Origin of the sequence: Chlorobium sp. N1, from assembly GCF_004332115.1 — a bacterium.
Classification (GTDB): domain Bacteria; phylum Bacteroidota; class Chlorobiia; order Chlorobiales; family Chlorobiaceae; genus Chlorobium.
On record NZ_SJPA01000002.1, the window covers coordinates 53,629 to 77,384 of the forward strand.

Genomic DNA, 23,756 nt, shown 5'->3' on the forward strand with positions numbered 1-23,756 from the left:
AGGACTCCGGAAGGAACGGCAGCCGCCATTACAACAGACAACCGGTAACGAATCTTTCCGACTCCGAGCTCAATCGGCAAGATTCGTTGCCGGCTCAACGCCCACTCTCCCCATAGAAACGCGCTCTCGCTCAGCCGCGCCTCGTGGCAGAAAACGCGCTGTAGAGAGGAAGGAATGCGATCTTCTGCTCCGGGAGTTCAGCGTACCGCCGGTCCGAAAAGACCAGGGCCATGCCGCACTCCGGGTAGGATGAGAGGAAGAGATGGAGGCTCCTGAGACTTCCGGCCGCACCGCTTTTCACCTCGACAGGGTGCACCTTTCCCTCGATGACGGCCAGATAATCGATTTCCGAACTGCTGCTTCTGGCCTGCCGGCACCAGTAATGGAGATCGCCCTTCTGCGCGACCAGCATCTCCTGCCCGACGAACTGTTCGGCCATTGCGCCCCGGTAGATGGCCAGCAGGTCATCTTTAGCATATTCGATATCCTCAGGCATGCCGGACAGGTGGCGCAAAAGGCCGATGTCGAGCATGATGGCCTTGAAGGTTTTGGCCGAGGCGGTGGCCCCGAGGGGCAGTCCCGAAGGATCGGCGGCAGGAACTCTCCTTGCCACACGGGCAAGACAGAGGGCATCGAACGCCTTTTTGAGAAGGGGTCCGCTGTAGCCCTCGCCAAGGCGGGCATACTTGATCTGGCGGCCGACCTGTTGCGAGAGGGCGATGAAAACCGAGTCGAGGCAGAAGCGGTCGACTTTCGGAGCATACTTGGCAAAATCCATCCGATACGACTCCGCAATATCCCGCTGGACCTCGAACGCATCCCTCATCGACCGTTTTTCCAGGTATGCCCTTACGGCTGCGGGCATGCCGCCGATGAAGAAGTACCGCTTCAGCTCCTCCCGAAGCAGCCCGTGCACGGCCGGAGATATCTCTGCCGGATCACCGAGCACGGCCTCTGCCGCCGGAGCGTTGCCGACGGCCTCGAGGTATTCGGCGAAGCAGAGCGGGTGGAGCGTAAGGAACTGGACCCTGCCGACAGGAAAGGAACTCTCATCGAGAGCGAATTCAAGAAGCGATCCTGCGGCGATGAGATGCAGCTCCGGGAGCTCTTCATAAAAATAGCGCAGCGCGGTGATGGCCCGGGGGCAGGCCTGTATCTCGTCGAAAAACAGCAGCGTTCTGCCGGGTATGATACGCTGGCGAAGCATCACCTCCATATCCGAAAGGATGCGCCGGGCGCCGAGATCCCCCTCGAAAAGTCCGGCGAGGCTCCTGTTGCGCTCGAAATCCGCGACGACAACCGACTCGAAATGCTCCTGGCCGAACGAGGTTATCGACCAGGTCTTCCCGACCTGCCGGGCGCCCCGGATGATGAGGGGCTTTCGGCCGGCGGCATTCCGCCAGCCCTGAAGATCATGCTCGATAAAGCGGCGCATAGATGCCGGCGTTAGTGGTTGAGGCTGTCATACAGACTTAATCTAGCTCCATAAAAACAGAAATACAAGGCAATTTCATATTCGAATGACACAAAATACAAGGTTGTTTTGTGTTTATTTGAACAGAAACACAATGCAATTTCTGACCAAGGCACCGGAAAGCCCTCATACACCTCCACCCTAAACAGCGGAAGCCGCTCCCCGATAAGAGCGGCTTCCTTCGTTCCCTCCACCGGCAATCCAGAGAAGAAGCTGTCAGCTTGTCTGTGATGGTTGGCAGAGAGGAACGTCCACGGACCGGCCGGAGCCGGGCGCTATTTCTTTCCGCCGCCCTGGCCAGGACCCATGCCCTGGCCCATGCCGGGGCCCATCCCGCCGCCGGCGGGAGGCATGTCGGGAAGCGTGATGCCGCGCTCCTTTGCGCGCAGCTGCATCTCTTTGTGGTGTTCGGTGCGGAGTTTCTGGCGGGCTTCGTCGGTGGTGCAGGCCTTCATCCGCATACGGTAGTCGTCCTGCTCTTCCGGCGTCATCATCTGGCGGCCGTAGATGGGCTCTTCGGCGGGCGCCGCCTGCACTGCCGCCGGCATCGGCTTCTCGGCCGGAGCTGCAGGAGCCTCTTTGGGTGCGGGCTTGACCTCGGATACCGACGGCGTGGCAGCCATCGAGGCCGCCGGCCCGAGAGCGAGCGCTCCGGAAAGCAGCGGCAGGATCAGCGTGTGTCTCTTCAGCATGGTGTTTCCCCCTTTGTGGTAGTGGTTGCGGGCTGGATTGCTACGACCGCGGCCGCGGCAACCCGTTCCCGCAGCGGCGGCAACCGGCCGCGTTCCTCCCCGTTATGGATCGGGGAGGAGGCGACCGGAACCTGGCTTTGGGGGAAACAGAAAAAAAACCTTACTCGTCGAGCTTCTCCTGGCGCTTGCTTTTCTTGGCCGGCGCCTTCGAGCCGTCCTCGAAGCGCAGCCCGTTCTCCTTCTCGTCGAAGCTGATATGGATGGTGCTGCCCTCCGCGAAGCGGCCCTTGAGCATCTCCTCGGCGAGCGGATCCTCGACGAACTTCTGCAGCGCACGCTTCAGCGGCCTGGCGCCGTACTTCTGGTCGTAGCCCTTGTCGACGAGGAACTCCTTGGCCTTCTCGTCGATCTCGACGGCGATGCCCATCTCGGCAAGGCGCCCGAAGAGCTTGCCGGCGGTGATGTCGATGATCTTGAAGATGTCGGCCTTCTCGAGCTGGTGGAAGACGACGATGTCGTCGATGCGGTTGAGGAACTCGGGATTGAAGACCCGCTTCAGGGCGTCCTCGATCGTCGACTTCATCGCCTTGTAGCTGCCGGCGGTGTCGTCAGGGGCGGTGAAGCCCATGCCGGCGCCGATGCTCTTGATGTCCTTGGCCCCGATGTTCGAGGTCATGATGATGATGGTGTTGCGGAAGTCCACCTTGCGGCCGAGTCCGTCGGTCAGCACGCCCTCGTCGAGCACCTGGAGCAGGATGTTGAAGACGTCGGGATGGGCTTTTTCGATCTCGTCGATGAGCACCACCGAGTAGGGCTTGCGGCGCACCTTCTCGGTGAGCTGGCCGCCCTCCTCGTAACCCACGTAGCCGGGAGGCGCTCCCACCAGGCGGCTGACGGAGAACTTCTCCATGTACTCGCTCATGTCGGCGCGGATGAGGGCGTCCTCGCTGTCGAAGATGTAGCGGGTGAGCGCCTTGGCCAGCTCCGTCTTGCCCACTCCGGTGGGACCGAGGAAGATGAACGAGCCGATCGGGCGCGCCGGATCCTTCAGCCCCGCGCGGGTGCGCTGGATGGCCTTGGTGATCTTCCTGATGGCCTCGTCCTGGCCGATGACCTCCTTCTTGAGATCCTCCTCCATCGAGAGCAGCTTCCTGGACTCGGACTGGGCGACCCGGTCGACCGGGATGCCGGTCATCATGGCCACCACCGAGGTGATGTCCTCGAGCGAGACGTCGTAGACGGTTTCCGAGGCCTTCTCCTCCCACTCCTGCTTGGAATGCTCGAGCGCCTCGATCAGGTTCTTCTCCTTGTCGCGCAGGCGTGCGGCCTCCTCGAAGTTCTGCATCTTGACGACCTGGTTCTTCTCGGCCTTGACCTCCTCGACCGACTTCTCCAGCTCGAGGATCTCCTGCGGCACGTGGATGTTGCTGAGGTGGACCCTCGCCCCCGCCTCGTCCATGACGTCGATGGCCTTGTCCGGAAGGAAGCGGTCGGGGATGTAGCGGTCGGAGAGCTTGACGGCCTTCTCGATCGCCTCGTCGGAGTAGCGCACGTGGTGGTGGGCCTCGTACTTCGGCTTGATGTTGCCGAGGATCTGGATGGTCTCGTCGACCGAGGCCGGCTCGACCATGATCTTCTGGAAGCGGCGGTCGAGCGCGCCGTCCTTCTCGATGTACTGGCGGTACTCGTCGAGCGTGGTGGCTCCGATGCACTGGAGCTCGCCGCGCGCGAGCGCCGGCTTGAAGATGTTGCTGGCGTCGAGCGAGCCGGAGGCTCCGCCGGCACCGATGATGGTGTGCAGCTCGTCGATGAAGAGGATCACGTCGCGCGACTTCTCGAGCTCGTTCATGAGCGCCTTCATGCGCTCCTCGAACTGGCCGCGGTACTTCGTGCCGGCCACGAGCGCTGCAAGGTCGAGCGCCACGACGCGCTTGTCGTAGAGCACCCGGGAGACCTTGCGCTGCACGATCTTGAGCGCCAGCCCCTCGGCGATGGCGGTCTTGCCGACACCCGGCTCGCCGATGAGGACGGGGTTGTTCTTCTTGCGGCGGCTGAGCACCTGGGCCACACGCTCGATCTCCTTCTCGCGGCCGATGATCGGGTCGAGCCGGTCTTCGATGGCCAGGCGCGTGATGTCGCGGCCGAAGTTGTCGAGCACCGGGGTCTTGGTCCGCTCACCCTTGCGCTCCCCGCCCTTGCGCGAGGGGCGCTCGCCCCCGCCCGCGGGGAACGACTCCTCGAGGGGCGGCTCGTCGGGCTCGCCGGGAGCGCTGCCGCTCAGCGCCTGCAGCTCGTCCCGGGCCACGTCGTATGTCACCCCGAACTGCTCGAGGATCTGGGAGGCGATGTTGTCCTCCCCCTTGAGGATCGAGAGCAGGAGGTGTTCGGTGCCGATGACGCTGGACTTGCAGATCTTGGCCTCGAGATAGGTGATCTTCAGCACCTTTTCGGCCTGCTTCGTCAGGGGCACGTTGCCCATCTGCGTCGCCGGCACCTTCGGGTGGGTGCTGTCCTCGATCTTCTGCTTGAGTTTGAAGAGGTCTATTTTCAGGTTCCTGAGGATCCTGGCGGCGATCCCCTCACCCTCCCGGATGAGGCCGAGCAGGAGGTGTTCGGTGCCGATGTAGTCGTGGCCGAGCCGGAGGGCCTCCTCGCGGCTGAGTCGGATGACGTCCTGTACCCTGCTGGAAAAATTTCCTTCCATGTGGCATATGCGCTTAAAAGTGTTCGGGCCCCACTGGGGGCGGCGGTACGGTCCGCTTACTGCAATGTAGTATATGATATGAAGAGAGCCGCTGAAAAACAATCATTGAAAGCGCCCGCGCCGGCCTCCCCCCGTACCACCCGCAACCGGGTGTTGCGGCGTCCCTTCCGGGGACCTATCTTGCTTTTGACGACGGCCGCCGGGGATTCTCTCGCCGGCGACGGCAACAAACCAACCCGGAGAACCCCCAAAAGGTTCTCCTGCCCCGACAAGCTCCCGCGAGATCCGGCCCATGGACATCACCTACATCCTCATCGACGACCGCAACGCGCTGCACCGCTCACTCTCGATCTGCCGCGAAGGCACCATCAACAGCGTGCAGCTCGAAGACCCCGAATACAGGGTCTACCTGTCGCTGCCGATCGACTTCCACGACTACGCGGCCATGTTCCACTACGGCCTGCCCGAAGCGCTCAACCAGCTCCCCTTCATCTCCGAGAGCGGCAACGGCTTCGACAGCTGGGACGAGGTGTTCCTGCACTGCAGCAGCCTGCCCTCCATGCTGAAGATCATCGACGGCCTGAAGAAGGGAATCGATCCCGACAACCCCGAAACCATCCTGCTCGGCTGGCAGGAGGAGCCGCCGGCGGCCTACCTGCGCGAAATCGACCCGAAGCGGTTCCTTGCCTTCCTCCGGCGGATGCGGGAGTTCGTCAACCGCGCCGAGCGGGAGGGCAGGGACCTGGAGTTCATCCTCTGAACGCCGGAACAGCGAGGAAGCCTCTACAAAGCGTTGCGGAAAGGAGCCCGTCCGCGCTTTGAAACCGTCAATGCCGTCCTGCATGCCGTTGGAGTGAAATTCACGATAACAGGCGCCGGGCCATCCTGAACAGCCTCAGGGCTCCGGCGGAGAGGGCGGGGTACCGGCAAAAAGGTCGGGCTGGCGGCAGTGGGTCTGTACGTACAACCGGGCCTCGGCCAGGAGCCGCTGGAGATCGTGTTCGGTATGGGCGCTGCCGAAGTGCTTCAGGAACGAGCGCCCCTTCCCCCTGTTCCGGACCACCTGGACGGCGGTCGCTCCGGACGAGGTCCGGACGGTCCTGATCGTCAAGTCTCCCCGCATGGGCGAACAACATCGTTGGTTCGAAAAGTCCTGATGCGGAAAACGGCCCTTACCGGCCGGCACCCGCCTCCCGCAGCACAAAATCGGCCCGCTCCTCCACCCCGGCCTTCGGAACCTCCAGCAGCCAGTAGCCGAGCGAACCGTACGCATCCCTGATCGAGCGGCTGAGCGAAGCCGCCTCCTCCGGCGACTGCGGTCGCTCGGCGTCGTTCACGTAGATCTCCTCCCAGTAGGGAAGGATGAAGACCGTACTGCTGTAGCGGCACCGACCGTGCGCCTCGAGGTACTCACCGGGAACATCCAGGCCGGCGTGGCGGAGGTAGCCGAAGACGTCCGGCAGCCCCCGGTCGAAAAAGCAGGTGTCGCGGCGGCGGAGCGCATGGGCGTGCTGGCGGAGGATCGCCCGGACGGCGAGGCGCGAGAAGGCCTCGAGGTCGGTCCACGGCAGCACGCCCCCCTCGCGGCGTGCCTCGCGCCGGATGATGTCGCGCGACACCTCCCGGTAGCCGCCGAACCCGCGCCCCTTCAGCGCATGGAGCAGCGTGCTCTTGCCGCTGCCGGGCCCGCCGGTGATGATGAACCGCCCGCCCTTACCCACTCCCACTCCTCATAAACCGCACAGCCACTCCGGGAAGTCGGGCCGCGCCCCCCAGTAGAGATGAATATAGGAGGCGAAGGTGTTCCCCTCGCGCCAGACGGGGGTTCCGACCGCTTCGCCGCGGGCGCTGCGTACCGTGGCGACGCTATGGAGCGCGCCCGAGCGCGATACCTTCGAGTAGTGGAACTCGTGGCCGCAGAGCTCCCCTCCCCCGAACCCCTCCAGCTCGAGCGACCGGTAACCGAGCGTGAGCCGCGCCTCCTCCATCGTGGTGTCGAGGTCGAGCACCCCGCACATCGCATGGCGGGCGCCGTCACGGAGGGTGATGGAGCCTCCGAGGTACATCATCCCCCCGCACTCCGCCCAGGTGCACCCGCCCCGGCGGCAGTAGTCGGCGACGGCACGGCGCATCTCAACGTTGGCCGAAAGCCGTTCGGCATACAGCTCCGGGTAGCCGCCGGCGAGACAGACGAGGTCGGCCTCCGGCAGCCGCCGGTCCTCGAGCGGGCTGAACCACTCGATCCGGCCGAAGCGGCGGAGCACCTCGAGGTTCTCCTCATAGAGGAAGCTGAAGGCCTCGTCGCGCGCGACGGCGATCACCCTTTCTCCCGACGTCGGCGCAGGCGGCGGTGGAGGTACCGCGGGCCGCGGGATCGCGGCTATCTCGAGCAGCCGGCCGACGTCCACGGTTTTTGCGATATGGGCGGCCATCCTGTCGATCACCCCTTCCCGGTCGTAGTCCGCCGAGGTGTTCAGCCCCAGGTGGCGCTCGCTGATGGCGAGCTCGTCGCTGCGGGGAACGTAGCCGAGCGGCTCCACCCCGGCGTCGTGGGCGGCGGCTTCGAGGAACGCGTAGTGCGAGGGGCTGCCGACCCGGTTGAAGATCACCCCGGCGAGGTTCAGCGACGCGTCGAAGGTGCGGAACCCGTGCAGCAGGGGTGCGGCCGAGTAGGCCATGCTGCGGGCGTCGACCACCATCACCACCGGCACGCCGAGCAGCCTGGCGATCTCGGCGCTGCTGCCGCGGTCCTTCTCCGCCCCGTCGAAGAGCCCCATCACGCCCTCGACCACGGCGAGGTCGGCCCCGGCGCTCTGGCGTGCGAAGAGCTCCCGCACGTGGGCCGCCGGCGCCATGAAGGTGTCGAGGTTGAAGCCCCGGCGCCGGCGCCCTCCCGTCGAGGCCGCCATGGCGTGCAGGCGGGTGTCGAGGTAGTCGGGGCCGCACTTGAAGGGCTGCACCGCAAGACCGCGGGTGGCCAGAAGCCGGAGCAGGCCGAGCGTCAGCGTGGTCTTGCCCGATCCGCTCGAGGGAGCCGCGATGAGGAATGCGCCGAACCGTTCATCCATCAGAGGTCGTCCATCGGGTCGGGGTGGAGGAATGCGTAGCCGATGGCGTTCACGAGCTTGCAGCTGTCGACGATCTTGAAGGGAGCCTCGCCCACGACGGCCGGCGGCAGTTCGATGCCCGCCTTCAGGGCGGCCTTGCGGTAGTAGTCGATCCGTTTCGGGTGCACGGGGGCACAGGCGTTGAACACCTCGCCCCACTGGCCGAGGCGGATGATCTCCATGATGATGCGGATGCAGTCGTCGCGGTGGATGAGGTTCATCGGCTGCCCGGGAGATGCGATCTCCTTCATCCGCCCGAGATAGCCGGCAGGAGTGCGGTCGTAGCCGACGAGGCCCGAGAAGCGCACCACCGTCGTCTGGAACCCCCGCTCCTGCATGAGCATCTCCTCGACCGAGAGCAGCGCCCGGCCGGAGGGCGATTCGGGCTCAAGGGCGTCCTCCTCCGTGACCTCGCGCCCGAGCGCCGGGTAGACCGAAGTGGAGCTCACCATGAGCACGTTCTTGACGGGCGAGAGCCGGATGGCGTCGATGAGCGAGGAGAACTGCAGCACGTGGTACTCCTCGATGTCCTCCCGCCTCTCGGGCGGGAAGTTGACGACGAGCGTGTCGCTCTGGAGGAAGTCGGCGGCCTCGTCTCCCTCGAGCTCCGGCTCGAGCGAGAGCAGGTAGGGCTCGACGCCCGTTTCCTGCAGCAGGGGGAGATGGGCTTCCGAGGTGGTCGAGCCCTTGACCGCGTAGCCCTCCCGGACCAGCGCCCCGGCAAGGGGAAGGCCGAGCCAGCCGCAGCCGAGGATGCTTATGGATTCGTTCTTCATGGAATGAAAGGTTGTTGTCGCTGTTTTTTGGGAGCGTGTTCGAAGATGTCGCCAAATATACATAGCTTTCCCCATTACCAAACCATTCTCCGAGGCCATGAAGCACAGCGACACGATCCATATCACCGTCATCGTCGACAACAGCGCCCTTCCGGGGTTCGCCTCCGAGCACGGGTTCTCGCTCTGGATCGAGGCCCGGGGAGTGAAGATCCTTTTCGACGCGGGACTCGGGAGCGCATTCAGCCGGAACCGGGAGAGGCTCGGCATCGACCTCTCCGAAACGGACTGGCTGGTGCTCAGCCACGGCCACTACGACCATACCGGCAACATAGCCCCGGCGCTCGAGGCCGCGCCGAAAGCCAAGGTCTGCCTGCACCCGGGCGCCTTCACCGACCGCTGGAGCATCCGCGGAGGGGTGGCCAAGCCGACCATGATGCCGGAAGCCTCGCGGCGCGCCCTGGAAGCGCTCCCCGAAGGGCGTATGGTCTACGCCGAAGGGCCCGTGGAGCTGGCCCCGGGAGTGCACCTGACCGGGCCGGTGCCGCGCCGCAACGCCTTCGAGGATCCGGGCGGGCCCTTCTATCTCGACACCGAAGGGAAGCGGCCGGACCCGATCGAGGACGACCTCTCGCTCTGGATCGAAACGAAGGAGGGGATCTCGGTGATCGCCGGGTGCTGCCACTCCGGGATCCTCAACACCATTCAACATATCTTCACCCTCACCCCGGAGCGCCGCGTGGCCTCCGTGATGGGCGGGCTGCACCTTTCGAAGGCCTCGGACGATCGCATCGTGAACACCGCCGAAGGGCTCCGCCGGCTCGACGTGGGACGGGTGGTCACGAGCCACTGCACGGGAGAGGGGGCGACGGAGCGGTTCAGGGAACTGCTCGCATGCCCAATCGAGGCGAGCCGGGCCGGCATGCAGCTCACTCTGCCCTGAAGACCGGCGGTTGCAGGTGCTCGGCGCGTTTCTTCATCGCCTCGAGTACCTTCGGCAGGTCTTTTTTCTGCACCTTGCGAACAAAGGGAGACGGAGCGAAGAAGTCCGGCTTCACCTCGGCGAGGAACGTGAGCAGCACCCCGCGCCCATCCCGGGCGTCGCTGATGCGCCACTCCCCATGGTAGATCTTGAAATCCCCCTCCTTCTGGCGGAACCGGAGGCGGCGCGGCCGCTCGCCCTCGAGCAGGAGACGGATGTGCACCGTCTTGCGGAATAGCAGATAACCGGTCCGGCCGGTCTGGAACATCTCCTGGTGGACACCGTCGTCCGAGACGAGGCCGCTCTCCAGGACGCTCGGGATGAACTGCCAGTGGTGGTCGTAGTCGGTGATGACGTCCCACACCGCTTCGGCTCCGGCCCGGATCATGATACGGCCGACCACGCCGCTCACCCCCTCTCCCAGGCTCTCGACCGTAACGACGGGCTCGCCCCTGAGGAGTTCCTCCCGCTCGTCCTCCGAGAGCGGCGGCACGGCGGGAAGCGCAGCTGCCGGGGCGGGCAGCAGCACGAGCATGGCGGCAAGCAGCCACCCTTTCAGCAGCGTGATCGTGAAGAATGGTCGCATAAGCGTAAATAGTACGAGGGGGAGCGCACCGCGTGCGCTCATCCCGGTTTCATTTGCGTTTCCTTCGCCTCCTCCCGGATGAGCCGGTCGAGACATTCGGGGCAGAGGCACCCCGTGTAGTGCTCCGCGAGGTGGCGCCGCAGCCGGTCCGTGAGGGTGCGGCTCGCGCACCAGCAGGAGGGGGAGTTCATGCAGGTGAAGGCGGCGCCGCAGATCGGGCAGGTGCGCTCGACCGGGATGCCGGACGGGGTGCTCTCTTCGCTCATCGTCATCGCAGTGCGTGTTTAGAGGATGGTTCAGGATGCGAGCGTCTGGCGGAGCGCCTTCCGCCACCCGTCGAGGAGAGCTCCGCGCTCATCCTCGGCCATCGAGGGCTCGAAGACGGACCCCTCCCCCCGCAGGGAAAGAAGTTCTTCGGCCGACCGCCACACCCCGCACCCGAGGCCGGCGAGGGATGCAGCGCCGAGAGAGGTGGACTCGATGTCGCCGGGGCGGACGACGGGGACGCCGAGCAGGTCGGCCTGGAACTGCATGAGAAAGCCGTTCGAGACCGCGCCGCCGTCCACCGTCAGCGAGCTGGGCCGGATTCCGGTGTCGGCCGCCATGGCCGTGAACACGTCGAAGGACTGGTAGGCGATGGACTCGAGGGCGGCGCGCACCAGCTGTGCTCGTCCGCTCCCGCGGGTGAGCCCGACCAGGGTCCCCCGCGCCTCCATGTTCCAGTGGGGGGCGCCGAGGCCGACGAAGGCCGGCACCAGGTAGACGCCGCCGCTGGAGCCCGCCTCGAGAGCCAGCGCCTCCGTCTCGGAAGCCTCCCGTATGAGGCCGAGAGCGTCGCGAAGCCACTGCACCACCGCTCCGCCGATGAAGACCGACCCCTCGAGCGCGTAAGCCGGGGCTCCGTCGGCCGCGATGGCCAGCGTGGTGATGAGCCCGTTCTCCGAACGGATCCGCTCGGCGCCGGTGTTCATCACCATGAAGCAGCCGGTGCCGTAGGTGTTCTTGAGACTCCCCGCCCCGTAGCACCCCTGACCGAAAAGGGCCGCCTGCTGGTCGCCGGCCACTGCCGCGATCGGCACACCGCGCAACGCTTCGATCGCCTCGACCGTCCCGAACCCCTCCATCGAACCCCGCACCTCCGGCAGCATGGAGGAGGGCACGCCGAAGAGGTCGCAGAGCCCCCTGTCCCAGCGCCTTCGGTCGATGTCGTAGAGCATGGTGCGGGAGGCGTTGGTGTAGTCGGTGGCGTACACCCCGCCGCCGGTGAGCTTCCAGACGAGCCAGCTGTCGACGGTGCCGAAACAGAGCGAAGCGGGATCGAGTTCGGGATGGGCCTCGAGGATCCAGCGGATCTTCGTGGCGCTGAAGTAGGCGTCGAGGCGGAGACCGGTGAGAGCCTCGATCCGTTCCCGCTCCGGCTCGTAGCGCCGGCAGATATCGGCCGTGCGCCGGCACTGCCAGACGATGGCGTTGTGGACAGGCCGGCCGCTCCGGCGCTCCCAGAGGAGGGTGGTTTCACGCTGGTTGGTGATGCCGACGGCGGCAAGGGGACCGGAAAAGCGGCCCATGAGCTCCTCCAGACAGGCCACGACGCTTAGCCAGATCTCCTCCGGGTCGTGCTCGACCCACCCCTCCCGGGGGTAGTACTGGGGGAACTCCCTGTAGGCCCTGTCGAGCGCCCGGCCCCGTTCGTCGTAGATGATGCAGGTGGTGCCCGTGGTACCCTGGTCTATGGAGAGGATGGCCATGGAGGAGTGGCTCTTGTGTTCGAGAAAAACTGCCCTCTTCAACATACGCCATCACGGAGGAAAAACCTGCCTCGCAGTGAGCCGCAGGGCCACATGTACCACTTTTATGCACGAACACGCATAAAAGTGGCACATATTGATGCACTCCTAGGAATAAAAATGGTACATTCAGCAAAAGAGGGCAATTAATTCATACAGGAGGAAACCCGTCATGTTCAAACGAAGGGCCGTTGAAGAGATTACCGCCTGGTACGGCCGCGAAGGGCGAAAGCCGCTGGTGGTCAGAGGGGCGAGGCAGGTCGGCAAAACGACCGCGGTTCGGCTTGCCGCCGCAGAGCTCGGAGTGGACATCGTCGAAATCAACCTTGAACGCCATCCCGAACTCGATCCCCTCTTCCGGGCCTACCGGCTACAGGAGCTGCTGCTGAATTTCTCGCTGATCAGCGGCAAGGAGATCTCCCGGGATTCGAAGGCCATCCTCTTCCTCGACGAGGCTCAGGCCGCGCCGGCAGCCTACTCCTGCCTCCGCTACTTCCAGGAGGACATGCCGGAGCTGGCCGTGGTGCTCACCGGCTCGCTGCTCGACCAGGTCCTCCGCGACTACCGCCTTCCGATTCCAGTCGGGAGGATCGAACACTGCTTCATGGGACCGCTGACCTTTGAGGAGTTCCTGAAGGCCACGGGCGAGTCGAAAGCCATCGCCGCAATAGAGCGCCTCACCCCCGAGACCATGCAGATGGTCCCGCGCACCGTGCATGAAGAGCTGATGGGACACGTCCGCCGCTATATCCTGACAGGCGGCATGCCCTACTGCGTCCAAACGGCGATCGACACGAGCTTCAACCACGCACGGATCGTCAGGTACCAGACGGAACTCCTCCAGACCTACCGGGACGACTTCGCAAAATATGCAGGCTCGCAGGACTCACTGAAGCTCGGCGCCTTCTTCAACGGACTGGTCAATCAAATTGGCATGCACTTTTCCCATAAGCTCGCCAACACGGTGGCAAGCGGAACCAGCGGGGACTACCGGCAGCTGAACTCGGCCATCGAACGGTTCCTGGAAGCGAGGCTGTTCTACCGGGTCGTGCACACCTCGGCCGACACGATACCGCTCGGGGGGGAACTGCGCACGAGAATCAGCAAATTCCTCTTCATCGACATCGGCCTGCTGCTTGCCGCAGAGGGCATCCCCCCGCAACTCGTCATGAACTCGCCCCTCGAGCTGGCGGGCCGCGGCGTGCTGGCAGAACAGTTCGTCGGCCAGCAACTGCTCCACAGCAAACCCGGATACGTCAACCCTTCCCTCTACTTCTGGCAGCCCCCGAAATCCGAAGGGCAGGCGGAGGTCGACTTCCTCTTCGAAAGCGGGAACCGGGTGATCCCCGTCGAGGTGAAATCGGGTGTGCGCGGCAGCATGAAGTCGCTGCACTCCTATGTCCTGCAGAAAGAGGCGACGCTGGCCGTGAGAATAAGCGCGGAGGTCCCATCCCTCGAAGAACGCACGGCAAGCCTCAAAGAGAAGGAGCAGCCTTTCAGGCTCCTCAACATCCCCTTCTACCTGGTCGGGCAGCTGGAACGGCTTACCGCCCCTTAAAGCGCCTCAGGATCCGGGGCAGGCCAGAAGTGTCCGTCGGGCACCGGTCACGACGCCGGGAAGCGACTGGCCGGGAAAGATCGAGTCGCCGACGAGCTTCAGGTTCCGCCAGGGCGTATCGGGCCCCCTGACCCCGAAGAGGCTGGACTGGGCGTACCCTCCGACGAGCCCCCGGGAGCGGCCGGTCCAGCGCTCCCAGCTGACCGGCGTGGCGACCGTGGGCTCCGGAAGCCTCGCCCTGATGCCCGGCAGATGCGTTTCGAGCAGGCCGAGCATCACGTCAGCGTACCGCCGCTTCATCGCCAGATACGCCTCTTTCCCCCCGGCACGGGCCTCGAACCAGGGCCCGGGACGGGTATGGGTGGACACGGTGAGGGCGCGCCGCCCGGCCGGGGCGCGGCCGGCATCGCCGGCAGGTGAGACCGACACGAAAATGGAGTTGCCCTCGCCGAGCTCGCCGGCAGGGCGAACAATCTGCAGGTGGTTCGCCCTGAGAGCCGAAAGAGCGCCCTCCGGCGCGTCGAGATAGACCGTACAGGCGCTCCAGGGGGATTCCAGGCGGTCCGGGGAAATCGGATAGCCCTCAAGGCCCTCCATGGCCGCGAGCGTCCGTGGCGTGAGGTTCGCAACGACCAGGTCGGCGGCGAAGGCTCCTCCGTCACTCGTCTCCACCCCCACCACCTCGCGGCCGACCGTGTCGACGCGCTCGACCTTCCGCCCGTAGAGCACCCCTCCGCCGTTCTCTTCGATCGAGCGGACAAGAAGCCCTGCGACGGTTCCCATGCCGCCCTCCACCCGGAATGTGCCGGCGGCCGGCAGGTCGAGGGCGATGGCGGCATTCAGCGCGCTGGTGCCGGAAGCCGGAGCCTGGGTCGCGATGAGCAGCTGCGCGTCGATGAAACGGAGAAATTCCCGGTCGCTCCCGAGGCCGAACGAAGCGATCCAGTCGAGGGCGCTCCGGTTGAGGTACGGCAGGAGCCGTGCGCTGCCGGGCAGGGCCTTGATTCCGGTGAGAAGAAGCTTGGCCCAGTCCCGCGGACCGGAGGGAGGCCACGCCAGCCCCTCCCCGGAAAGCCGCCAGAGCTCCCGGGCGATCAGGCGCTGGGCCTTCCAGAAAGGCGCCGACGACGGAAAGCGCTCGAGGACGGCCTTCCCGGTGCGGTCAAGATCGAGCTCCAGGTCGCCGCAGCGGTAGCTCCATGCCACCGGCTCCGGCCGGACCGGCCATTCGATCCCGAGCTCACGGCCGAGCCGCTCGAGCGGGCCGCCCTCATGGAAACCGCAGCCGACGGTGGCCCCTGCGTCGAAAAGGCGGCCGCCGCGGCTGAAGGTGGCGGCGCATCCCCCCGGAAGGCCGGTCGCCTCGAGCACCAGGACCGACTCGCCGCGGCGGGCGAGCAGCGCACCGGCGGCAAGGCCCCCGATGCCGGCTCCGACGACGACGACATGCATCTCACGCTCCCTCGAGCAGCAGATGCACCCTCGTGCGGAGCTGCTCCGGAGGGGTTTCGGACGGGTTGTCGATGTAGATCTCCATCGCCCGTCCGGTGGCGGCCCGGCCGTTCTCGGCGATCCACGTGAGGAGGGCAGAGTAGGCGGGCTCGACCTTGACGTAGGGGCCGGTATGGAGGCAGCTGACGCTCGGCCCCGAGGGGGTCTCTCCCCTCTCGATGCGCCCCTCGCCCTCAGCCTCCGGAGGGACGGGAAATCCGAACTCGACATCGAGCTCATCGGGACCGATGTCGCCGTAGATCGCATAGGGAGGGCCCAGGGGCGCGAGCCCCTGGCGGGAGAGCAGGGCGAGGATGGAGGGAAACCCCTCGTTGAAGAGTTCGCCGATGGCGGAATGCGCCGTTCTCGAGGCGATGAAGAGCGACGGAGTGGGGGTGAGCGGCGTGAGCTCGCAGACGAATGGAGAGGGATGTTCCATTTGGCGCAGGGGTTTCATTGCTGAAGGGTCCTCTTGAGCAACGGCGGGGCGGCAGAAGTCGTTCCTGCACAGAAAAAGCTCCTGCCGGCACAGAAAGGCAAAAGGCAGCCTGCCGTTTGAACAAGCTGCCTTTCTATTTTGCCGGGTCGGCGTAGCGGGATTTGAACCCACGACCCCTTCCACCCCAAGGAAGTGCGCTACCAGGCTGCGCTATACGCCGAATACGATATCTACCGGGGTAGAAAGTATAAAAAAAATCCTCGGATTACCAGAATATTTTTTTCTCCCCGCCGCAACCCGCGCCACGCCGCGCAGCCCTGCACGCGAAAGTTGTCAACATCGGTCCTTATTCACATCAGAAAAAATCAGATACTGCGGAGTGGCGCAGAATGAGACAGACCGAGCGGCAAACAGTACCTATAACACTATATAAAAACAACTTAACCACAACGAGACACCCTGTACCAGCGCGATCCGAAGCGGGAAAGACGAGAGGGCGCCCAAGCAATCAACAAGTTATCAACATTCTCTCCACATTGTGGACAACCCCCGTGCGGCAGTACCGCACGGGGCCCTTCGGAGATTCAGCGGCGGCCGAAACGGTGCTTCAGGTACTCCACGACGGGAGGCAGGACGGAGAGGACGATGATCGAGAGGATGAGGAGCTTGAAGTTCTCCTGGACGAACGGCAGCCCTCCGAACAGGTACCCGCTGTAGCAGAACAGGCCGACCCAGAGGAGGGCCCCGATAACGTTGAAGAGGATGAAGCGGCCGTACTCCATGGCGCCGATGCCGGCGACGAACGGGGCGAAGGTGCGCACGATCGGCACGAAGCGGGCGATGATGATGGTCTTGCCGCCGTACTTCTCGAAGAAGTGGCGGGTCTTGATCAGGTGCGAGGGGTTGAAGAGCATCGAGCGCTCGTAGTCGAACACCTTCGGCCCCACCCGGTGGCCGATCCAGTAGTTCACGGTGTCGCCGAGGACGGCGGCCGCGAAAAAGACGAGGAAGAGCAGGTGCGGGTCGAGGGCGGAGCCGGAGAGCGAGGCAAGCGAGCCGGCGGCGAAGATGAGCGAATCGCCCGGCAGGAACGGGGTGACGACAAGGCCGGTCTCGGCGAAGACGATGAGGAACAGCACCAGGTAGAGCCACAGGCCGTACTCGGCGGAGAGCGCCTGGAGATGGATGTCGATATGCATGATGAAATCGACGATGGAGCCGATGAGGTCGAGCGGGGAGTATGGCATCGTGAAGGGGCGTGGCTGAAAGAAAGTGATGTTTAGTTATTATATTAACTTTTCGCTTCCCTCAAAAGAACCGATACGCCCCATGAGCTATTTTCCCTCCGAACGATGCCGGCTCTACTATGAGGATACCGCCGAAGGGGATCCCTCAGCCCTCGCCCTCCCGGTTGTGCTCTTCGTCAACGGATGGGCCATCTCGGCGCGCTACTGGAAGCCCCTCGTGGACCGCCTCTCCGGCGAGTACCGCTGCATCACCTACGACCAGAGCGGCACCGGGCGCACCCGTATCGAGGGCCACCACCCTTCACTGACGATCGAGGGGTTCGCAGACGAGGCAGGGGCCCTCGTCGAGCACCTCGGGCTCGACAGGGGGAGGAACCTCCACATCGTCGGCCACTCGATGGGCGGCATGGTGGCCACCGAGCTCGCGCTCCGCTACCGCGACTCGCTGCTCTCGGCGACCATCATCGCCTGCGGCATCTTCGAGGAGACCCCGTTCACCTCGCTCGGGCTCTTCATGCTCGGAGGCCTCATCGACGTCTCCATGCACTTCCGCTCGATCTTCCAGGCCGGACCGCTCAAAGAGCTCTTCATCAGACGCGCGGCATCGAAAGAGATAGGACAAGAGTACAGCGACATCATCGCAGGGGACTTCATCAACTCGGACCGGGAGGCGACGACAGCCGTCGGGAAGTTCTCGATCGACCCCGAAGCGCTGAGGGCCTATACGCACCACGTCATCGAGATCCCCGCCCCGGTGCTCTGCTCGGTCGGCATGGCGGACCACACCATCCCGCCCGAGGGAACGATCACGCTCTACAACACCCGGAAGGCCAAATCCGGAGCCCCGACCTCGTTGCTGAAATTCCAGGACCTCGGACACCTGCCGATGCTCGAGGACACGGCCGCTTTCGCCGAGGGGCTGAAAAAACATTTTGAATCCTCGCGCGATTTCTTTAAATCGGCGACTGATACGATGCAATAAGACAGACCGCAACGACTGCTGCAAATTCCAAGACCGACTCTACACGTGCGTACCCTACTCTCACGCCTCGCCCTCATCCTCATCCTCGCCTCTTCGAGCGTGGCCATGGCCCCGCCCGAGGCCCGTGCCGGCGGCTCCATCCTCGGCCTGCCGAGCCTCGAGGAGCTCGAGAACCCCAACCCGGACCTCGCCTCCCTCGTCTACTCGGAGGACGGCGTCATCCTCCACAAGTTCTTCCTCAAGAACCGCACGTTCGTCCCCCTGCGCTCGATTCCGATGTCGGTGCGCAACGCCCTCATCGCCACCGAGGACGTGGAATTCTACAACCACTGGGGCGTCGACATGCGCCGGCTCGTGCTCGCCATGGGCGAGAACATCGTGAAAGGCCGCACCCGCTGGCACGGTGCGAGCACCATCACCCAGCAGCTGGCCAAGAACCTCTTCCTCACGCAGGAGCGGACCGTCACGCGCAAGATGAAAGAGTTCGTCACCGCCATCGAGCTCGAAAAGACCTACACCAAGGACGAGATCCTCGCCCTCTACCTCAACACGGTCTACTTCGGTTCCGGCGCCTACGGAGTCGAAGCCGCCGCGCGCACCTACTTCGCAAAACCGGCCAGCCAGCTGACCCTGCCGGAGAGCGCGACCCTCATCGCCACCCTGAAGAACCCGACCGCCTACAACCCGGCCAAGAACCCCGCCGGCTCCATCGGCCGGAGGAACCTGATCCTCTCGCTCATGGCGAAGGAGAAGTTCATCACCCCGGCCCGTGCTGCCGAGGCCCAGAAAGCCAAGCTGGTGCTCCACTACACCCCGGCGACCCACCACGGCGCGGCCCCCTATTTCACCGAGTACATCCGCCAGACCGTCAAGCCCGCCTCGATGCTCGGAGACGTCAACCTCTACCGCGACGGGCTCAGCATACAGACCACGCTCGACAGCCGCATGCAGAAGTATGCCGAAGAGGCGGCCAGCGAGCACCTCTCAAAGCTTCAGGCCACCTTCGACCGCTACTGGCGCTGGACCGAGCCGCTGAAGAACCAGATCATCCGCGAAAGCGACCGCTATCGTGAAATGCGCGAGGAGGACGGGCTTTCCGACGCCAGGGCCATGGCGAAGCTCAAGGCCGACAAAGCGTGGCTCGAAGGACTCCTGCACGACAAGACGCGCATCCAGGTGGCGCTCGTGGCCATCGACCCGTCGAACGGCCACGTCAAGGCCTGGGTCGGCGGCAACCAGTTCTCGAGCGACGACTACAAGTACCAGTTCGACCATGTCTGGCAGGCCCGCCGCCAGCCCGGCTCGACCTTCAAGCCGTTCGTCTACACCGCCGCCATCGACAAGGGCATCCCCGCCAACTTCCAGGTGCTCGACCAGCCCCTCGAGCTCAAGAGCGGAGGCGGGGTGTGGTCGCCGCGCAACTCCGACGGCTCCTCCGGCGGCTGGACCACGCTGCGTTCGGCCATCGCGCGTTCGCTGAACCAGGTGACGGTGCGCCTGGCCTACGAACAGCTGAACACCGCGGACATCATCAGCTATGCCCGCCGGATGGGCATCAGCTCTCCCATCCCCTCGAACCTCTCCATCGCGCTCGGCACGGCCGAGGTCTCGCCGCTTGAACTGGCCGGCGCGTTCTCGACCTTCGCCAACAACGGCGTCTGGAACCAGCCGGTCTCGATCCTGAAGGTGGAGGACAAGAACCACCACGTGATCTCCGAATACGTGCCCAACAGCCGTTTCGCCATCGACTCCACGACCAACTTCGTGATGGTCTCGATGCTCAAGGACGTCATCAACAAAGGCACCGGCATCGCCGTGCGTGCCCGCTACGGTCTCGAAATGGAGGCCGGCGGCAAGACCGGCACCACCCAGAGCCTCCGCGACGCCTGGTTCGCCGGGTTCACCCCGCAGCTGGTGGCGGTCGTCTGGACCGGGTTCGACGACGAGCGCATCAAGTTCACCTCCATGGAGTACGGCCAGGGCGCCCGCGCTTCGCTGCCGATCTGGGCAGGGTTCATGAAACGCTGCTACGCCGACCCGACGCTCGGCCTCGAGAACCGCTACTTCCATATTCCCGAGAACGTCATCGCCGTACCGATATCGTCGAGGACCAACCGGCCCTCCGACCTCTTCGACAGCGACGTCTATATCGAATATTTCACCCCGAAAGGGTTCGAGTACTACCAGCAGCACCCCGACCGCGAGGAGCATGCCCAGCCGGACCCCTCGATGGACCCTCGGGCCATCCCCGCAGAACAGCCATCATTCTAACACAACCACAACCGCGCTCCCATGCAATCTGTCCTGGTTCTCGATTTCGGATCACAATACACCCAGCTGATCGCCCGACGCATCCGCGAACTCGGCATCTACTCCGAGATCCTCCCCTACAACACCACCCCCGAAACCATCCGGGAACACGCCCCCAAGGCGATCATCCTCTCCGGCGGGCCCACGAGCGTCTACGGCGAACAGGCCATCATGCCGCATGAGGGGATCTTCTCGCTCGGCCTCCCCGTGCTCGGCATCTGCTACGGACTGCAGGCCATCGCAAAACATTTCGGAGGGCAGGTCGAGAGCTCGTCGAAGCAGGAGTTCGGACGCGCGAAACTGATCGTCGACCACCAGGACGGCCAGGAGAGCCAGCTCTTCAGGGGGATCCCCGATTCCGACGTCTGGATGAGCCACGGCGACAAGGTCACCCGCATGCCGGAAGGGTTCCGCATCACGGCCAGCAGCGGCAACTCCGAGATGTGCGCCATCGAAAGCTCCGGGCAGAAGGCGGCCCTCAAGGTCTTCGGCCTGCAGTTCCACCCCGAGGTCCAGCACTCGCTCTACGGCAAGCAGCTCCTCTCGAACTTCCTCATCGACATCGCCGGCATCAGGCCCGACTGGTCGTCGAAAGGGTTCATCGAGCACCAGATCGAGGATATCCGACAGAAAGCCGGTGACTCCACGGTCATCTGCGGCATCAGCGGAGGGGTCGACTCCACCGTCGCGGCCGTGCTCGTCAGCCGAGCCATCGGCAAACAGCTCCACTGCGTCTTCGTCGACAACGGCCTGCTCCGCAAGAACGAGGCGAAGAAGGTGATGGAGTTCCTCAGGCCCCTCGGACTCAAAATCACCCTCGCCGACTCCTCCGACCTCTTCCTGAGGCGGCTCAAGGGGGTCGCATCCCCCGAGAAGAAGCGCAAGATCATCGGGCGCACCTTCATCCGGGTCTTCGAAGAGAACATCCACGAGGAGAAGTTCCTCGTCCAGGGCACCCTCTACCCCGACGTGATCGAGAGCGTGAGCGTGGGAGGTCCTTCCGAAACGATCAAGTCGCACCACAACGTCGGCGGCCTGCCGAAACGCATGAAGCTCAAGCTGATCGAGCCGCTGCGCGAACTCTTCAAGGACGAGGTCCGCGCCGTCGGCCGCGAACTCGGCATCCCCGAAGAGATCCTCATGCGCCACCCCTTCCCGGGCCCGGGACTCGCCGTCAGGGTGCTCGGATCGCTGACGCAGGAACGGCTCGACATCCTGCGCGAAGCCGACGAGATCTACATCGACGAGCTGAAGTCGAGCGGGCTCTACCAGCAGGTATGGCAGGCCTTCTCGGTCCTGCTTCCCGTGCAGTCGGTCGGCGTGATGGGCGACAAGCGCACCTACGAGAATGTGCTGGCGCTGCGCGCCGTCGAGTCCACCGACGGGATGACGGCCGACTGGGCGCACCTCCCCCACGAGTTCCTCGGCAAGGTCTCAAACCGCATCATCAACGAGGTCCGCGGCGTCAACCGCGTCGCCTACGACATCTCATCCAAGCCCCCTGCCACGATCGAGTGGGAATGAGCAGCATGCAGCAAAAGAGTGCATACGGGTTTCTTGCCGGCGCCCTCATTGGAACACTGGGCGGCCTTATCGGACTGGGTGGAGCTGAGTTCCGCCTGCCGCTTCTGATCGGCCTCTTTGGCTTTCCGGCACTGGAAGCGGTGATTCTCAACAAGGCGATGAGCCTGGTTGTCGTAGCATCGGCACTGCCGTTCAGGGCAGGCACCATCTCCTGGAGCCTGCTTGCCGACAACTCGCAGATTGTCATAAACCTGCTTGCAGGCAGCCTTCTTGGGGCGTGGACAGGTGCCGGATGGGCAACAGAGCTTCGTTCAAAAGGGCTATACAACATCATCGCCACCCTGCTTGTCGCCATCGCAGCCGTAATGCTCGCTAGCCACTTGGTGGACGGTGCCGGCAGTGCTCTGCTGGAGGACCCCGTTCTGCTGGCAATCAGCGGGGCGGTTGCGGGTTTCGCCATCGGCGTTATTGCCGCCCTGCTCGGTGTTGCCGGTGGAGAGCTGCTTATCCCGACGCTCGTGATCCTGTTCGGCACTGACATCAAGCTGGCCGGCAGCCTTTCGCTTGCCATCAGCCTGCCGACCATGCTGGTCAGCTTCACCCGCTACAGCCGTGACCGGAGTTTCTCGGTACTGGGAGCCAATAAGCCATTTCTCTTCAGCATGGCAGCAGGCTCACTCGGTGGCACATGGATAGGAGGCCGCCTGCTCGGGGTCGTGTCTGAAACCATACTGATCCCGATGCTCGTCCTGCTCCTGCTTCTGTCCGCATTCAAGGTTTGGAAACACCAGTAAAGAGCTGCATCAGGAACCTGTCATTGCACAGATTATTGTACCGTTGAAGGAATGAAAGAACTCCTCCTCATAAACATCTCAGGCCCGGACCGTCCGGGACTGACCGCATCCGTCACCTCGGTCCTCGGCGCCCACCTCGTCCCCGTGCTCGACATCGGCCAGGCGGTCATCCACAACCACCTCTCGCTCGGCATGCTGGTGGAGATCCCCGCAGGATCCGACTCGTCGGCCCTCATGAAGGATCTGCTCTTCAAGGCCCATACGCTCGAGCTCCAGCTCACCTTCACGCCGGTCACCGAGAACGAATACGGCCGCTGGGTCGAGGAGCAGGGAAAGTCCCGCCACCTGCTCTCGCTGCTCGCCCGCCGCATCACGGCAGCACACCTCGCACGGGTCACCGCCACCGTCTCCTCGCACGGGCTGAACATCGACACCATCAACCGCCTCTCGGGACGCGTTCCGCTGGGGATCGGCGAAGAAGCCGACCGGACCAAAGCCTGCGTGGAGTTCTCGGTGCGCGGCACCCTGAAGGATGAGGCCGGCTTCCGCGAAGAGCTGCTCGCGATCACCGACAGCCTCGGCATCGACATCGCCTTCCAGGAGGACAACATCTTCCGGCGCAACCGCCGGCTCGTGGTCTTCGACATGGACTCGACCGTCATCACCTCCGAGGTGATCGACGAGCTCGCCCTCGAAGCCGGGGCGGGAGCCGAAGTGTCGGCAGTCACCGAACGGGCGATGCGCGGAGAGCTGGACTTCTCGGAAAGCCTGAGGGAGCGCGTTTCGAAACTTGCCGGCCTTGAGGAGAGCGTGCTCGAAAAGGTCGCAGGACGCCTCCAGCTCACCGAAGGGGCCGAAACCCTCTTCCGGAGCCTTCACAGCCTCGGCTTCAAGACCGCAATCCTCTCCGGCGGGTTCAGCTACTTCGGCCGCTACCTGCAGAAAAAGCTCAACGTCGACTACGTTTACGCCAACGAGCTGGAGATCGAGAACGGAAGGCTGACGGGAAAGGTGACGGGAACGGTGGTCGACGGAAAGCGCAAGGCCGAGCTGCTCGAGGAGATCGCCCGGAGGGAGAACATCCGGCTCGAGCAGACGATCGCCGTCGGCGACGGGGCCAACGACCTGCCGATGCTCTCGAAAGCAGGACTCGGCATCGCCTTCCGCGCCAAGCCGATCGTGCGCGAAAGCGCCCGCCAGGCCATCTCCACCCTCGGCCTCGACGCCATCCTCTACCTCATGGGGTTCCGCGACCGCGACGGCCACGGGATTTGACCCCGCAGCCAGGCGTAACCGACCTTAGGGG

At 64.4% G+C, this 23,756-nt stretch carries 21 protein-coding genes, 1 tRNA gene and 1 pseudogene; 9 read left to right on the forward strand and 14 right to left on the reverse strand.

Features of this window, described 5'->3' with window-relative positions:
• Positions 1-130: 130 nt before the first annotated feature.
• From E0L29_RS03630 to E0L29_RS03640, 3 genes are all read right to left on the reverse strand, one after another.
• On the reverse strand, positions 131-1,435 hold the full coding sequence (locus E0L29_RS03630) for an AAA family ATPase (RefSeq protein ID WP_131354867.1): 1,305 nt from the start codon (positions 1,433-1,435) through the stop codon (positions 131-133).
• Between the two features lie 314 nt (positions 1,436-1,749).
• Entirely contained in the window at positions 1,750-2,166 is a 417-nt protein-coding gene (locus tag E0L29_RS03635) for a hypothetical protein (protein WP_131354870.1), read from the reverse strand.
• A 160-nt stretch (positions 2,167-2,326) separates the two neighbouring features.
• Entirely contained in the window at positions 2,327-4,870 is a 2,544-nt protein-coding gene (locus E0L29_RS03640; RefSeq protein WP_131354873.1) for an ATP-dependent Clp protease ATP-binding subunit, read from the reverse strand.
• A gap of 292 nt (positions 4,871-5,162) precedes the next feature.
• On the opposite strand from E0L29_RS03640, the gene E0L29_RS03645 reads away from it, so the two are divergent.
• Positions 5,163-5,630 (forward strand): hypothetical protein, encoded by a 468-nt coding sequence (locus E0L29_RS03645; protein ID WP_131354876.1) that lies wholly within the window; start codon positions 5,163-5,165, stop codon positions 5,628-5,630.
• Between the two features lie 24 nt (positions 5,631-5,654).
• Positions 5,655-5,759: pseudogene (locus tag E0L29_RS11730) on the forward strand (transcriptional regulator); the annotation flags it as partial.
• A gap of 6 nt (positions 5,760-5,765) precedes the next feature.
• On the opposite strand, the gene E0L29_RS03655 reads toward E0L29_RS11730, so the two are convergent.
• From E0L29_RS03655 to E0L29_RS03670, 4 genes are read right to left on the reverse strand one after another with little or no spacing between them, the layout of a single operon-like run.
• Positions 5,766-5,993 carry a hypothetical protein gene (locus tag E0L29_RS03655; protein ID WP_242664272.1) on the reverse strand — a complete coding sequence of 76 codons (228 nt, stop codon included), beginning with the start codon at positions 5,991-5,993 and terminating at the stop codon, positions 5,766-5,768.
• Positions 5,994-6,042: 49 nt separating this feature from the next.
• Positions 6,043-6,597 (reverse strand): AAA family ATPase, encoded by a 555-nt coding sequence (locus tag E0L29_RS03660; protein ID WP_242664273.1) that lies wholly within the window; start codon positions 6,595-6,597, stop codon positions 6,043-6,045.
• 3 nt (positions 6,598-6,600) lie between these two features.
• Positions 6,601-7,938, reverse strand: coding sequence for a cobyrinate a,c-diamide synthase (locus tag E0L29_RS03665; protein ID WP_131354879.1), 1,338 nt, complete (start codon positions 7,936-7,938; stop codon positions 6,601-6,603).
• Positions 7,938-8,753, reverse strand: a complete 816-nt coding sequence (locus E0L29_RS03670; protein ID WP_131354882.1) for an NAD-dependent epimerase/dehydratase family protein — start codon at positions 8,751-8,753, stop codon at positions 7,938-7,940. Before E0L29_RS03670 ends, E0L29_RS03665 begins: the two co-directional genes overlap by 1 nt.
• A 97-nt stretch (positions 8,754-8,850) precedes the next feature.
• Between E0L29_RS03670 and E0L29_RS03675 the strand changes: the two genes are divergently transcribed.
• Positions 8,851-9,693: an MBL fold metallo-hydrolase gene (locus E0L29_RS03675; protein ID WP_131354885.1), complete on the forward strand. Its 843-nt coding sequence runs from the start codon at positions 8,851-8,853 to the stop codon at positions 9,691-9,693.
• Here E0L29_RS03675 and E0L29_RS03680 read toward each other — a convergent pair.
• Genes E0L29_RS03680 through glpK form a run of 3 tightly spaced genes read right to left on the reverse strand, consistent with a single transcriptional unit; the run spans position 9,680 to position 12,066 of the window.
• Complete coding sequence (locus E0L29_RS03680; protein WP_242664274.1) at positions 9,680-10,360, reverse strand: SRPBCC family protein; 681 nt, start codon at positions 10,358-10,360, stop codon at positions 9,680-9,682. The two genes, E0L29_RS03675 and E0L29_RS03680, sit on opposite strands and share 14 nt — an antisense overlap.
• A complete protein-coding gene (locus E0L29_RS03685; RefSeq protein WP_131354888.1) occupies positions 10,357-10,590 on the reverse strand; it encodes a cysteine-rich CWC family protein in 234 nt (77 codons plus the stop codon). The genes E0L29_RS03680 and E0L29_RS03685 overlap by 4 nt, the downstream gene beginning before the upstream one ends.
• Before the next feature lie 24 nt (positions 10,591-10,614).
• Entirely contained in the window at positions 10,615-12,066 is a 1,452-nt protein-coding gene (gene glpK / locus E0L29_RS03690; RefSeq protein WP_131355747.1) for a glycerol kinase GlpK, read from the reverse strand.
• A gap of 211 nt (positions 12,067-12,277) precedes the next feature.
• Here glpK and E0L29_RS03695 point away from each other — a divergent pair, with 211 nt between their 5' ends.
• A complete protein-coding gene (locus tag E0L29_RS03695) occupies positions 12,278-13,663 on the forward strand; it encodes an AAA family ATPase (RefSeq protein WP_131354891.1) in 1,386 nt (461 codons plus the stop codon).
• A 6-nt stretch (positions 13,664-13,669) separates the two neighbouring features.
• Here the strand turns inward: E0L29_RS03695 and E0L29_RS03700 are convergent, their stop codons facing one another.
• The 4 genes from E0L29_RS03700 to E0L29_RS03715 all read right to left on the reverse strand — a co-directional run bounded on the left by E0L29_RS03700 (position 13,670) and on the right by E0L29_RS03715 (position 16,840).
• A complete protein-coding gene (locus E0L29_RS03700; RefSeq protein WP_131354894.1) occupies positions 13,670-15,115 on the reverse strand; it encodes an NAD(P)/FAD-dependent oxidoreductase in 1,446 nt (481 codons plus the stop codon).
• A 1-nt stretch (position 15,116) separates the two neighbouring features.
• On the reverse strand, positions 15,117-15,593 hold the full coding sequence (locus E0L29_RS03705) for a GyrI-like domain-containing protein (RefSeq protein WP_131354897.1): 477 nt from the start codon (positions 15,591-15,593) through the stop codon (positions 15,117-15,119).
• A gap of 146 nt (positions 15,594-15,739) precedes the next feature.
• Positions 15,740-15,813, reverse strand: a tRNA-Pro gene (locus tag E0L29_RS03710).
• A gap of 364 nt (positions 15,814-16,177) precedes the next feature.
• Positions 16,178-16,840, reverse strand: a complete 663-nt coding sequence (locus E0L29_RS03715) for a DedA family protein (protein WP_131354901.1) — start codon at positions 16,838-16,840, stop codon at positions 16,178-16,180.
• Positions 16,841-16,922: 82 nt separating this feature from the next.
• On the opposite strand from E0L29_RS03715, the gene E0L29_RS03720 reads away from it, so the two are divergent.
• From E0L29_RS03720 to serB, 5 genes are all read left to right on the forward strand, one after another.
• Positions 16,923-17,822 (forward strand): alpha/beta hydrolase, encoded by a 900-nt coding sequence (locus tag E0L29_RS03720; RefSeq protein WP_131354905.1) that lies wholly within the window; start codon positions 16,923-16,925, stop codon positions 17,820-17,822.
• 105 nt (positions 17,823-17,927) lie between these two features.
• On the forward strand, positions 17,928-20,093 hold the full coding sequence (locus tag E0L29_RS03725; protein ID WP_242664291.1) for a PBP1A family penicillin-binding protein: 2,166 nt from the start codon (positions 17,928-17,930) through the stop codon (positions 20,091-20,093).
• Between the two features lie 21 nt (positions 20,094-20,114).
• Positions 20,115-21,656 carry a glutamine-hydrolyzing GMP synthase gene (gene guaA / locus E0L29_RS03730; protein WP_131354911.1) on the forward strand — a complete coding sequence of 514 codons (1,542 nt, stop codon included), beginning with the start codon at positions 20,115-20,117 and terminating at the stop codon, positions 21,654-21,656.
• 5 nt (positions 21,657-21,661) lie between these two features.
• Entirely contained in the window at positions 21,662-22,450 is a 789-nt protein-coding gene (locus tag E0L29_RS03735) for a sulfite exporter TauE/SafE family protein (protein WP_131355750.1), read from the forward strand.
• Between the two features lie 51 nt (positions 22,451-22,501).
• Complete coding sequence (serB, locus tag E0L29_RS03740; RefSeq protein WP_131354914.1) at positions 22,502-23,725, forward strand: phosphoserine phosphatase SerB; 1,224 nt, start codon at positions 22,502-22,504, stop codon at positions 23,723-23,725.
• The last annotated feature ends 31 nt before the right edge of the window (positions 23,726-23,756 follow it).